This is a genomic window from Cupriavidus cauae, assembly GCF_008632125.1.
Classification (GTDB): domain Bacteria; phylum Pseudomonadota; class Gammaproteobacteria; order Burkholderiales; family Burkholderiaceae; genus Cupriavidus; species Cupriavidus cauae.
Genome location: NZ_VWRN01000019.1, coordinates 90,220 through 102,047, shown reverse-complemented (window position 1 = coordinate 102,047; position 11,828 = coordinate 90,220). Strand labels below are relative to the sequence as shown.

The 11,828-nt window shown below is 68.3% G+C and carries 10 protein-coding genes; 6 read left to right on the top strand and 4 right to left on the bottom strand.

Annotated features, from left to right (window positions below; all coding sequences use genetic code 11):
• Positions 1-18 precede the first annotated feature (18 nt).
• Positions 19-1,308, bottom strand: coding sequence for a phosphonoacetate hydrolase (gene phnA, locus F1599_RS05895; RefSeq protein ID WP_150082500.1), 1,290 nt, complete (start codon positions 1,306-1,308; stop codon positions 19-21).
• A gap of 126 nt (positions 1,309-1,434) precedes the next feature.
• Positions 1,435-2,223, bottom strand: coding sequence for a phosphonate utilization associated transcriptional regulator (locus F1599_RS05890; protein ID WP_150082499.1), 789 nt, complete (start codon positions 2,221-2,223; stop codon positions 1,435-1,437).
• A gap of 310 nt (positions 2,224-2,533) precedes the next feature.
• On the opposite strand from F1599_RS05890, the gene F1599_RS05885 reads away from it, so the two are divergent.
• From F1599_RS05885 to F1599_RS05860, 6 genes are all read left to right on the top strand, one after another.
• A complete protein-coding gene (locus F1599_RS05885; protein WP_395895010.1) occupies positions 2,534-3,565 on the top strand; it encodes a putative 2-aminoethylphosphonate ABC transporter substrate-binding protein in 1,032 nt (343 codons plus the stop codon).
• Positions 3,566-3,757: 192 nt separating this feature from the next.
• The gene (locus tag F1599_RS05880) at positions 3,758-4,867 is read left to right on the top strand and encodes a putative 2-aminoethylphosphonate ABC transporter ATP-binding protein (protein WP_150082498.1); all 1,110 of its coding nucleotides are present in this window, start codon (positions 3,758-3,760) and stop codon (positions 4,865-4,867) included.
• A complete protein-coding gene (locus F1599_RS05875; protein WP_150082497.1) occupies positions 4,864-6,657 on the top strand; it encodes a putative 2-aminoethylphosphonate ABC transporter permease subunit in 1,794 nt (597 codons plus the stop codon). Before F1599_RS05880 ends, F1599_RS05875 begins: the two co-directional genes overlap by 4 nt.
• 57 nt (positions 6,658-6,714) lie before the next feature.
• Complete coding sequence (locus tag F1599_RS05870) at positions 6,715-7,848, top strand: 2-aminoethylphosphonate--pyruvate transaminase (protein ID WP_150082496.1); 1,134 nt, start codon at positions 6,715-6,717, stop codon at positions 7,846-7,848.
• 154 nt (positions 7,849-8,002) lie between these two features.
• Positions 8,003-8,854, top strand: a complete 852-nt coding sequence (locus F1599_RS05865) for an EamA family transporter (RefSeq protein ID WP_150082495.1) — start codon at positions 8,003-8,005, stop codon at positions 8,852-8,854.
• Between the two features lie 272 nt (positions 8,855-9,126).
• Complete coding sequence (locus F1599_RS05860; protein WP_149316507.1) at positions 9,127-9,912, top strand: IclR family transcriptional regulator; 786 nt, start codon at positions 9,127-9,129, stop codon at positions 9,910-9,912.
• Between the two features lie 138 nt (positions 9,913-10,050).
• Here F1599_RS05860 and F1599_RS05855 read toward each other — a convergent pair whose 3' ends face one another.
• A complete protein-coding gene (locus tag F1599_RS05855) occupies positions 10,051-10,989 on the bottom strand; it encodes an ABC transporter permease (protein ID WP_223819503.1) in 939 nt (312 codons plus the stop codon).
• A gap of 10 nt (positions 10,990-10,999) precedes the next feature.
• Entirely contained in the window at positions 11,000-11,776 is a 777-nt protein-coding gene (locus F1599_RS05850; protein WP_150082494.1) for a taurine ABC transporter ATP-binding protein, read from the bottom strand.
• Positions 11,777-11,828 lie beyond the last annotated feature (52 nt).

Below are 11,828 nucleotides of genomic sequence, written 5' to 3'. Positions count from 1 at the left end.
AGGCCGGGCCGGGCCGGATCAATGCAGATGATTCAGCGCGACGTCGAAGATGTCGAAGTTGCGCAGCACCGCCTTGCCCGGAATGCCGGCGGTGGGACGGTTGAACAGCAGCGGCACGGTCTGCTCCGACACGCCGCCGTGCGAGCGCAGCGGCGCGTCCAGTCCGCTCAGGTCGTGGCGGCTGCGGCTGGTGCCCAGCACCACATGCTTGCCGCTGATCACCACCAGATCGCCGACGCGATCGGGCGGCAGCTCGAAGCGCGCGCAGGCCTCGGCATTGTCGAGCACCGCTTCGACGCCCTCGATATCGCCGAGCTTCGACTTCAACGCGGCGGCGTCGCTGGCGTCGGCATCGTCGGGCAGATAGACGGTCGCGTACGAACCGAGCGCGCCGTGGTGGACGACATAGGGATCGGTGATCGGCAGGATCACGCGCGCCCCGCCCTGCTCCACGCCGCGGCCGAGCCAGGCATCGAGCCGGTCCTGCAGGAAGATCACGTTCGGCGCCTTGGTGTGCGCGTCATGCTTGGCGTTCATGCCGTGGTCGGCGGTCAGCGCCACCACGCAGCCCAGCGCGTCGAGCCGCGCCAGATAGCGGTCCATCATCGCGTAGAAGGCGTTGGCGCCGTCCGAGCCCGGGGCGAACTTGTGCTGGATATAGTCGGTCGTCGACAGATACATCAGATCGGGACGCCGCGTCTCCATCAGCCGCACGCCGGCGGCGAACACGAATTCGGACAGCTCCGCGCTGTAGACGCTGGGCACCGGCATGCCGACCAGTTCCAGCACGTTGTCGATGCCGTTCTCTTCCACGCTGGCCTGGTCTGCCTTCTCCGACGAGAAGCAGATGCCGCGCAGCCCATGGCCAAGCAGCCGGCGCAGCTTGTCCTTGGCCGTGACCACGGCGACGCTGGCGCCCGCTTCGGCGAACGCCGCGAGGATGGTGCCGGCGCGCAGGTACTTCGGGTCGTTCATCATCACTTCCTCGCCGCGGCCGCCGTTGGCCGTGCGATCGAAGAAGTAGTTGCCGCAGATGCCGTGCACCGACGGCGGCGCGCCGCAGACGATCGACAGGTTGTTCGGGTTGGTGAAGGTCGGCACCACGCAGGCACCACGGAACGCCGCGCCCTCGGCCAGCAACCGCTGCAGATACGGCGCGCTACGGCTGGCGGCGGCGGCTTCCAGGTAGTCGAACTCGCAGCCGTCGACGCAGACCACCACCACGGGCTGCTGCATCCATCGGTAGGTGCGCTGGTTGACGGTCACGGCGGGCTTGCCGGGCGAGGAGTCGGAGCGAGGGGCGGGCATGTCGGGGTCCTGTGCGGAAAAAGTCGTGAGAGTCGTAAGGGACAGGCGCGTAAGGGCTGTAAGGGGTGTAAGGAGCGTAAGGGCCGGCAGGCGCGGCCGGGGCCCCGCGCCTGCAGATGGATTGGATCAGGCGGCGCCCGGCGGCGCAGCGGCCTCCGATGTCGCGTCGGAGCCAGTGCCGGTGCCGGCGTCAATGCCGGTGCCGGCGTCAGTGCCGGTGCCGGCCCCGGCGTGGCCCTGCACCGCCGCATGCAGCCGCGCACGGCCGCGCTCGACGTGCTCGCGCATCAGCCGGCCGGCAAGCTCCGGATCGCGCGAGGCGATCGCCGAGACGATGTCGCGATGCTCGCGCGTCGAGGTCGGCATCGCGGTCGGCGCGGCGGACAGTGCTTCCCTCCGGTACAGCGTCAATTCCTTGACCAGGCGGCGATAGGTCTCGAGCAGCTTGCCGTTGCCGGCCAGCTCGACCATGCGATCGTGGAAGGCGAAGTTCAGCCGCGCATATTCGTCGAGGTCGCGCGCCGCGCTGGCGGCGCCCAGCGCCTCGATCATCGCGCGCAGTTCGCGCAGCGCCTCGGGCGTGATGCGCTGGGCCAGCTGCCGGCCGACGTATTCGTCCAGCACGGCGCGCAGCGCATAGATTTCGTCCGCCTCGTGCAGGGAGACCGAGCGGACAAAGACGCCGCGGTTCTTTTCGGTACGCAGCAGCCCGGTTTGTTCCAGCGCGCGAAAGGCCTCGCGCACCGGACCGCGCGACACGTTCAGCTCGCCGGCCAGCTCGATCTCGTTGAGCTTGTCGCCCGGCGCGAGCTCTCCCGCGGTGATGCGCCGCTCCAGCTCACGCTGCACCAGCGACGTCAGCGACTGGCTCTGCAGGATTTCGATTTCGCTCGACAGCGGCGCTTGGCGGGACATGAAGACTCCTGACACGGGATGGCGGTGCACGCGCCGCGCATTCATTTCCACCGTCTTTTGGGCCCGGCTGGCGTGCGTGCATTTCCTGGTTGCGATTAAAGCAAGCGGTTTGTATATTGTCAACAAACCAAGACGCCGACGAGCGCGAAATCGGGGAGACTGCGCGAGTTCGTTTGGGCATATGTCTTGCAAGCGTTGCTGTACAAGGGTTTCAGGTGATTCACGGTGGTGCACGGGTCTGGCCACGCACTGCAACTAATTCACCAAATTGACACAACTCAGCACATACAATGCCGCAAGGAGCCCCACAATGAGAACCGCCATGACACTCGCCAAGCAAGCCCTCGCCGCCAGCGCCGCCCTTCTTCTGGCCGGCGCCGCATTCGCGCAGAAGACCACGCTGACCGTCTACACCGCCTGGGAAACCGAGACGCTGAAGCCCTACGCCGAGGGGTTCGCCAAGGTCGCGCCCGATATCGAGCTGAAGTACGTCCGCGACTCGACCGGCGTGATCACCGCCAAGGCGCTGGCCGAGAAGGCCAACCCGCAGGCCGACGTGATCGCCGGCCTGGCCGCCTCGAGCCTGGAGCTGCTCAAGCAGGAAGGCATGCTGCAGCCCTATGCGCCCAAGGGCTTCGAACGCCTGACGCGCGACTACAGCGACAAGGCGACGCCGCCCTCGTGGCTCGGCCTGGACGTCTGGGGCGCGACGGTGTGCTTCAACACCATCGAAGCAAAAAAGCGCAACCTGCCGAAGCCGGAAACGTGGCGCGACCTGGCCAAGCCGATCTACAAGGGCATGATCGTGATGCCCAACCCGGCCTCATCGGGCACCGGCTTTCTCGACGTGACCGCGTGGCTGCAGCTGTTCGGCGAGCAGGAAGGCTGGAAGTACATGGACGCGCTGCACGAGAACATCGCCCAGTACACGCATTCCGGCTCGAAGCCGTGCAAGCAGGCCGGCGCCGGCGAATTCCCGATCGGCATCTCGTTCGAGCTGCGTGCGCACAAGACCAAGGCAGCGGGCGCACCGATCGACATCATCTTCCCGCGCGAAGGACTGGGCTACGACATCGAGGCCGCCGCCATCGTCAAGGGCACCAGGAAGCAGGAGGCCGCGCAGCGCTATCTGGACTGGCTCGCCAGCAAGGAAGCCAACGAGCTGTTCGCGCGCGACTGGGCCATCGTGGCCTACCCCGGCGTGGCCCGCAAGATCGAGACGATTCCGGCCGACTACGAAAAGATGCTGGTCAAGAACGACTTCAGCCATATCGCGAAGAACCGCGAGCGCGTGCTGGCCGAATGGCAGAAGCGCTACAGCGCCAAGGCGGAGAAGCAGTAAGCAGCGGCAGGCAGCAGGGCATCGCGCTGGCCGGCCACTCGCCGCCGCCCGCCGAAGCCAACCGCCGCAGCGAACCGCCGCACCCAGCCGCCGCAACCACCCGCCGCAACCACCCGCCGCAACCACAAGACGCATTCACCAGACGCATTCACCAGACGCGCGCCCCCGTCCGACTCGATGGAGCCCACATCCATGACCACGTCCCCCACCCGGCACGACAGTTATCTGAGCCTGAAAGGCATCCAGAAGCGGTTCGGCGGCGCCGACGGCTTCACCGCGCTGCGCCATATCGACCTCGACGTGCGCGAGGGCGAGCTGCTGTGCTTCCTCGGCCCGTCCGGCTGCGGCAAGACCACGCTGCTGCGGATCATCGCCGGCCTCGAATCGCAGACCGCCGGCACCATCCTGCAGGCGGGCCGCGATATCTCGACGCTGCCGCCGATGGAACGCGACTACGGCATCGTGTTCCAGTCGTATGCGCTGTTCCCCAACCTGACCGTGGCGGACAACGTTGCCTACGGGCTCGTCAATCGCCGCATGCCGCGCGAGCAGCGGCGTGCGCGCGTGGCCGAACTGCTGACGCTGGTCGGCCTGCCCGAGCGCGGCGCGCAATACCCGAGCCAGTTGTCGGGCGGGCAGCAGCAGCGCGTGGCGATCGCGCGGGCGCTGGCCACTTCGCCGGGCCTGCTGCTGCTCGACGAGCCGCTGTCCGCGCTGGATGCCCGCGTGCGGGTGCGACTGCGCAGCGAGATCCGCGCGCTGCAGCAGCGGCTGAACATCACCACCATCCTGGTCACGCACGACCAGGAGGAAGCGCTGTCGATGGCGGACCGCATCGTCGTGATGAACCAGGGCGCGATCGAGCAGATCGGCACGCCGGCGCAGATCTACCAGCGCCCCGCCACGCCCTTCGCCGCCGATTTCGTCGGCAAGACCAATATGCTGCCGGCGACCGTGGACAGCGACGGCCACCTGAGGCTGGGCGAACGGCGCCTGCAATGCACCGCGCCGCCGGGCTGCTGCACGGACGACACCGTGCAGATCTTCTTCCGGCCCGAGGACGTCTGCGTGCGCGGCTGCGACCAGCAGGGCGAAAACGTGCTCGATGCCACCGTCGACAAGATCGAGTTCCTCGGCGCCTTTTCGCGGCTGACCCTGAAGCTGGCGGACGGTGCCGGCGCGTCGGTGCCGCTCTATGCCGACCTGTCGCTCAACGACATGCACGAACTGCGTCCCAGCGCGGGCGATCCGCTGCGCCTTGCCATTCCCGCCGACCGCCTGCGAGTGTTCCGTCAGCCATGAGCCTGCTCCTGTCCAAGGCGACCGTGCCGCCCGTTCCGCCCCTTCCGCCCGTTCCGTCGGCCCCGCCCGTGCCGCCGCTATCCCCTTCCGCCGCGCCCGGCATCCCCTTCGGTGCGGTCCGTACCCACTGGACCGACCGCATTGCCCACGCGCTGCTGTGGGCCGCCGCGCTGGCGCTGCTGTGCTTCGTGCTGGCGCCGATCGTGATGATCCTGGCCAAGAGCGTGCAGAACCGCGACGGCACGCTGGCCGGCATTGCGCATTTCCGCACGTACCTGGCCACGCCCGCGCTGTGGCACTCGGTCTGGAACAGCGTCTGGGTATCGACGCTGGCCACCGCCATCACGGTGCCGCTCGCGTTCACCTTCGCCTACGCGCTGACGCGCAGCCGCATCGGCGCCAAGGGCCTGCTGCGCAATCTCGCGCTGATTCCGCTGCTGGCGCCGTCGCTGCTGGCCGCGATCTCCTTCATCTTCTGGTTTGGCAACCAGGGGCTGCTGAAGGCCTATATGGGCGAACTGCAGATCTACGGGCCGCTCGGCGTGGTCGGCGCGCTGGTGTTCGCGACCTTCCCGCACGCGCTGATGATCCTGATCACGGCGCTGTCGCTGACCGATGCGCGGCTGTACGAGGCGGCCGATGCGCTGGGCACGTCCACCGTGCGCAAGTTCTTCACGATTACCGTGCCCGCAGCGCGCTATGGCCTGGTCAGCGCCGCGATGGTGGTGTTCACCTACGCGATCTCGGACTTCGGCATTCCGAAGGTGATCGGCGGCAACTTCCGCATGCTGGCCACCGACATCTACAAGCTGGTGATCGGCATGCAGGACTTCTCGCAGGGCGCGGTGGTCGCGCTGATGCTGCTGGTGCCGGTGCTGGTGACCTACTGCATCGACGCGCGCGTGCAGCGCCGTCAGATGGCGCAGATGTCGGCCCGCTCGGTGCCCTACGTGCCCCGCCGCAGCCGCCGCTTCGACCTCGCCATGGCGGCATTCTGCTGGCTGGTCGCGGCGCTGATGGTGGCCGTGATGGGCATGGCGATCTACGCGTCCTTCGTCAAGCTGTGGCCCTACAACTTCTCGCTGTCGCTGAACCACTACCGGGTCGGCCTGGTGGAAGGCGGCGTCGTTGCTTCCTGGTTCAACAGCCTGAAGCTGGCGCTGGCCTGCGCGCTGATCGGTCCGGTCTTCATCTTCACCACGGCCTATCTGCTGGAGAAGACGCGAGGCCTCCCGTGGCTGCGCGGCTTCGTGCGGCTGATGGCGGTGCTGCCGATGGGCGTGCCGGGGCTGGTGCTGGGCCTGGGCTACATCTTCTTCTTCGTGCCGGCGGCCAATCCGCTCAACGTCCTGTACCAGACGCTGGGCATCCTGGTGCTGGTGACCATCGTCCACTACTACGCGTCCTGCCATTTGACGGCGGTGACCGCGCTCAAGCAGCTCGACGGCGAGTTCGAGGCGGTCTCGGCCTCGCTGAAGGTGCCGTTCTACACCACCTTCCTGCGCGTGACCGTGCCGGCCTGCCTGCCCGCGATCGTCGAGATCTCGCGCTACCTGTTCATCAATGCGATGACCACCGTGTCCGCGGTGGTGTTCCTGTACGGCACCGATACCAAGCTCGCCTCGGTCGAGATCGTCAATCTGGACGAGTCCGGCGATATCGGCCCGGCCGCCGCGATGGCGACGCTAGTCGTGCTGACCTGCGCCAGCGCCTGCCTCGCCTACCACGGCCTGCAGCGCTGGCTCGAGCGCCGCACCCAGGCCTGGCGCGGCGCCGACGAACGCGACTGACCACAACAACAACCACACGATTCCCGCTCCGCCACCCCCCTGCCAGGAGATTCGACCATGATTCGCGGCAACGACCCCATTCTGCTGACGCCCGGCCCCCTGACCACCTCGCTCGCGACCAAGCAAGCCATGCTGCGCGACTGGGGCTCGTGGGACGCCGCCTTCAACGCCATCACCGGCAGCCTGTGCGAGGATCTGGTCCGCATCGTGCACGGCGAAGGCACGCACGTCTGCGTGCCGATGCAGGGCAGCGGCACGTTCTCGGTCGAGGCGGCGATCGCCAATGTCGTCCCGCGCGACGGCAAGGTACTGGTGCCGCAGAACGGCGCCTATTGCCAGCGCATCCTGAAGATCTGCAAGGCGATCGGCCGCGCCTGCGTCGAGCTGCCGATTCCCGAAGACCAGCCCGCCAGCGCCGCGGCGATCGAGGCCGCGCTGGCCGCGGACCCGTCGATCACCCATGTGGCGCAGGTCCATTGCGAGACCGGCGCCGGCGTGCTCAATCCCCTGCCCGAGATCGCGCAGCTGTGCGCGCGGCTCGGCAAGGGCCTGATCGTCGATGCGATGAGCTCGTTCGGCGCGATCGAGATCGACGCGCGCACGATGCCGTTCGACGCGCTGGTGGCGGCCACCGGCAAATGCATCGAGGGCGTGCCGGGCATGGGGTTCGTGCTGGTCAGGAAGGACGTGCTGGAGGCCAGCCAGGGCAACAGCCATTCGCTGGCGCTGGATTTGTACGACCAGTACGTCTATATGCGGAAGACCACCCAGTGGCGCTTCACGCCCCCCACGCACGTAGTCGCGGCCTTCCGCGCGGCGCTGGACCAGTATCTGGCCGAGGGAGGGCAAGCGGTGCGCGGCGAGCGCTATCGCCGCAACTGCGCCGCGCTGATCGACGGCATGCGCGAGCTGGGCTTTCGTCCCTTCCTGCGTCCGGAGGTGCAGGCGCCGATCATCGTCACCTTCCACGCGCCCGACGATCCCCGCTACGACTTCAAGACCTTCTATGCGAAGGTGCGCGAGCGCGGCTATATCCTCTATCCCGGCAAGCTGACGCAGGTCGAGACCTTTCGCGTCGGCTGCATCGGCGCGATCGACGACAACGAAATGCGCAACGTGGTGTCCGCGATCTGGCTGACGCTGCGGGAGATGGGGATCGACATGGCGGCGCAGCTGGCCAAGGCGGCCTGAGCCGCGGCGCTCGCCACGGATCCCACCGAACCCACCGATCCCGCCGCTCCGCTCGCCACGCATTGCACCGATCGACTTTCCGGCCGGCCCCGGCAGCCCGCGCGCACGATGCGAGCTGCCGGGCCGGCCGTGCCACTTCCCCAACAGGGCCAGCATGACCCTTCCCGCCGACTTCCACTGGATGGCGTTCGTCGCCGTGATGCTGTCCGCCGTGATGCACGCCTCATGGAATGCGATCGTCAAGATCGGCGGCGACCGCCTGTCGTCGATGGCGCTGATCGACACCTTCTGCCTGCTGGCGGCGCTGCCCTTCCTGCTGGTGGTGCCGCTGCCCGCGCCGGCGGTCTGGCCCTTCCTGCTGGCGACGGTCTGCCTGGAGGTCGTCTACAAGCTGTCGCTCGTCGCGGCCTACAACCGCGGCGACTTCAGCCAGGCCTATCCGCTGATGCGCGGCTGCGCGCCGATGATGGTCGCGTTGTTGCTGCTGGCGATGGGCAGCGAGCGGCTGGGCCCCGGCGGCTATGCCGGCATCGCGCTGATCTGCTGCGGGCTGGTCAGCCTGGTGCGCTGGCGCACGCAGTCGCCGCAGCTGATGGGCTTCGCGCTGCTGGCCGGCGCGTGCCTGGCGGGCGGCACGGTGATCGACGGCACCGCGGTCAAGCGCCACGGCGAAGTGTTCTCGTACATCGTCTGGCTGCAGACGCTGTCGCACCTGTTCATGCCGAGCTATGCGGCGGTCCGGCGCGGCCGCACGCTGCTGACGCTGCTGCGCACGGAGTGGAAGCGCGCGTGGATCGGCGGCATCAACCGGGTCGGGTCGTATGCGCTGATGCTGTGGGCGATGACGCTGGCGCCGGTGGCCAAGCTCGCCGCGCTGCGCGAATCGAGCGTGATCTTCGCCGCGCTGCTGGGCTACTTCCTGATGCGCGAGCCGTTCGACCGGCGGCGGCTGATGGCGACGGCGCTGGTGCTGGCGGGGATCGTGACGTTGCAGCTGGCGCGGTAAGGTCCCAGCAGAGGCAGGGTCCGAGGAGAGGTAGGGTCCGGGGAGAGGTAGGGTCCGAGGAGAGGGTCCGAGGAGCGGCGTCCTGCCGCGCCATACCGCCGTCTCATGGCGGCTCACCCCATCCGGAAGTACAATCGCTTTGTCTCGTTTTCCGGAACGGAGGAATCGCTTTGAAAACCGCCACCACCGCCGCGGCGTCCGCTCCACGCGCGCGCGGGGCCGCCAAGGCCAACTCGGCCGCCGCGGCCAAGGCCGCCGCGCGGCCCGCCCCGGTGCCGCCCCCGCCCTCGCCCAGCGAAGCCGCCAACGACCGTGGCGACACGCCCACGCTGCGCGCCTTCGCGCTGCTCGAATTCCTGGTCGCGGCCGACCGGCCGCTGACGCTGGCGGAGATCATGCAGGGCTTCGAGGCGCCCAAGGCCTCGCTGCACCGGATGCTGGGCGCGCTCGAAGCGGGCGGGCTGGTGATCCGCGAACCCGGCGCGCGCAACGCCTATGCGGTCGGGCCGCGGCTGGCCCGCCTCGGCGTGGCCATCGTCACGCACTCCGGCACCCGCCAGCTGCGCCACGCGATCCTGTCGCGGCTGGTCGAGGACATCGGCGAGACCGTCAACCTGACCATGCTGCACGAGAGCGCCGTGCTGTATCTGGACCGCATGGAGGCGCCCTGGCCGCTGCGGCTGGACTTGAAGCCCGGCTCCCACGTGCCGCTGCACTGCTCGGCCAGCGGCAAGCTGCTGCTCGGATTGCTGCCGCGCGAGCAGCGCCGCGCGCTGGTGAAGCAACTGCCGCTGGAACGCTTCACGCAGAACACCATCACCGATGTCGAACTGCTGGAGGCGGAGCTGGACCGCTGCGCCCACAAGCAGATCGGCGTCGACAACGAGGAGTTCGTCGCCGGCATCAGCTGCGTCGCGGTGCCGGTACGCGACGAGCGCGGCCAGGTGGTGGCCGCCCTCGCGGTCCATGCACCGACGGTGCGCTCGCCGCTGTCGCGTTCGCTGGAATTCGTGCCGCGGCTGCAGCAGGCGGCAAGGGATCTGGCGTCGACGTTCTGAGGGCGGGGGTCGGGCTGCGGGCGCGGCTCGTCTTGCCTCCGGCTTTCGCTATCCGCCAACCGTCCCCCGCCCTCACCCTCTATCCCTCCCCCGCGGAGGGGAGAGGGACGCAAAGCAACGGTATCGCGCCTCAGCCGATCAAGCCCGTCCCTTCCACGGCACCAGCCACTTCTCCATGCCGCGCATCAGCAGATCGAAGCCATAGGCGATCAGGCCGATCAGCACGATGCCCATCACCACCACGTCGGTACGCAGGAAGTTCGAGGCGTTGAGCACCATCTGGCCCAGGCCCGCGGTGGCGGCCACCATCTCGGCGGCGACCAGCGTGGTCCAGCCGAAGCCGATCGCGATGCGCATGCCGGTCAGGATGTCGGGCAGCGCGGCCGGCAACACCACATGGCGAATCACCTGCCACGGCGTGGCCCCCATCGAATAGGCCGCGTTGATCTGCTCGATCGTCACCGAACGCACGCCGGCGCGCGCCGACATCGCCATCGGCGCGAAGCAGGCCAGGAAGATCAGCAGCACCTTCGAGGTCTCGTCGATGCCGAACCAGATCACGATCAGCGGCAGATAGGCCAGCGGCGGCAGCGGCCGGTAGAACTCGATCGGCGGATCGAAGACGCCGCGCGCGATGCGCGACACGCCCATCAGCACGCCGACCGGCACCGCGGTGATGGCCGCCAGCGCAAAGGCGCCGAACACGCGCACCATGCTGGCCCAGAAATGGTCGAGCAGCGGCAGGCCGCCCTGCACATTGCCGTTCCACGCATCGACAAAGGCCTTGCCGATCGACTCCGGCGTCGGCAGGAACAGCGGCGGCACCCAGCCGAAATGGCTGGCGACCCACCACAGTACCAGCAGCGACACCACGGTGACCGCGGAAATCCGCGAGCTGGAGCCCTCGCCCGGCATCCGGTAACCGGAGACCGTGCGGACCTTGCGTGCCGGCGCGGCCGGCCCCGCCGGCCCCACCGACCCAACGGCGGCGGCGTTCGTGGTGGAAGACATCTCGTCGGCAACGATGGCGCCCGGCGCGCGCGGCGCGCCCGACAGGCTCTGAACGGTGGCAGGCATCGGCTTATCCTTATGGCGTGGCATGGATCAGGTCGACGATTTCCTCGCGATGGCGAATGAAATCCGGATCGGATTTGACGGCGCGCGCATCGCCACATTCGATATAGCGGCGCGCGTACGGCAGCTCGTAGGTGTGGGCGATGCGGCCCGGCGACGGCGTCATCACGATCAGCCGCGTGGCCAGGAACAGCGCCTCCTCGACGCTGTGCGTGATGAAGAAAACGATCTTCTGCTCGCGTGCCCACAGCTTCAGGATCAGCGCCTGGATCGACTCGCGCGTCAGCGCATCGAGCGCGCCGAGCGGTTCGTCCATCAGCATCACCGCCGGATCGTTGGCCAGCGCGCGTGCAATGCCGACGCGCTGCTGCATGCCGCCCGACAGCTGATAGACCGGCTTGTCGGCGACGTGCTCCAGCCCGACCAGCGCCAGCTTGTCGCGCGCGATGCGCAGCCGCTCCGCGCGGCCGACGCCACGCATGCGCAAACCCAGCGCGACGTTGTCGGCGACATTGAGCCACGGCATCAGGGCATGCTTCTGGAACACCACGCCGCGCTCCGCGCCTGGACCGTTGACGGCGTGGCCGTCGAGGCGAATCTCCCCTTCGGACGGCTGCATGAAGCCGGCGATGCAGGACAGCAGCGTGGTCTTGCCGCAGCCGGAGGCGCCCAGCGCGACGACGAAGTCGCCGCGCTCCATGGTCAGGTTGACCTGCGACAGCGCGAGCGTCTGCGTACTGCCCGCGCCCCCATAGTTGACGCTGAGGTTGTCGATTTCGAGTTTGGCCATCTCGGTTCCCTGTTGGGTCGTTGGCAAATGACTGGCGGATAGGGACGGACAG

Coding starts and splice junctions, on each gene's coding strand:
- F1599_RS05865 (WP_150082495.1), top strand. CDS start 8,003: ATGACCCTTCCCGCCGACTTCCACTGGATGGCGTTCGTCGCCGTGATG.
- F1599_RS05890 (WP_150082499.1), bottom strand. CDS start 2,223: ATGTCCCGCCAAGCGCCGCTGTCGAGCGAAATCGAAATCCTGCAGAGC.
- F1599_RS05850 (WP_150082494.1), bottom strand. CDS start 11,776: ATGGCCAAACTCGAAATCGACAACCTCAGCGTCAACTATGGGGGCGCG.
- F1599_RS05875 (WP_150082497.1), top strand. CDS start 4,864: ATGAGCCTGCTCCTGTCCAAGGCGACCGTGCCGCCCGTTCCGCCCCTT.
- F1599_RS05870 (WP_150082496.1), top strand. CDS start 6,715: ATGATTCGCGGCAACGACCCCATTCTGCTGACGCCCGGCCCCCTGACC.
- phnA (WP_150082500.1), bottom strand. CDS start 1,308: ATGCCCGCCCCTCGCTCCGACTCCTCGCCCGGCAAGCCCGCCGTGACC.
- F1599_RS05855 (WP_223819503.1), bottom strand. CDS start 10,989: ATGCCTGCCACCGTTCAGAGCCTGTCGGGCGCGCCGCGCGCGCCGGGC.
- F1599_RS05885 (WP_395895010.1), top strand. CDS start 2,534: ATGAGAACCGCCATGACACTCGCCAAGCAAGCCCTCGCCGCCAGCGCC.
- F1599_RS05880 (WP_150082498.1), top strand. CDS start 3,758: ATGACCACGTCCCCCACCCGGCACGACAGTTATCTGAGCCTGAAAGGC.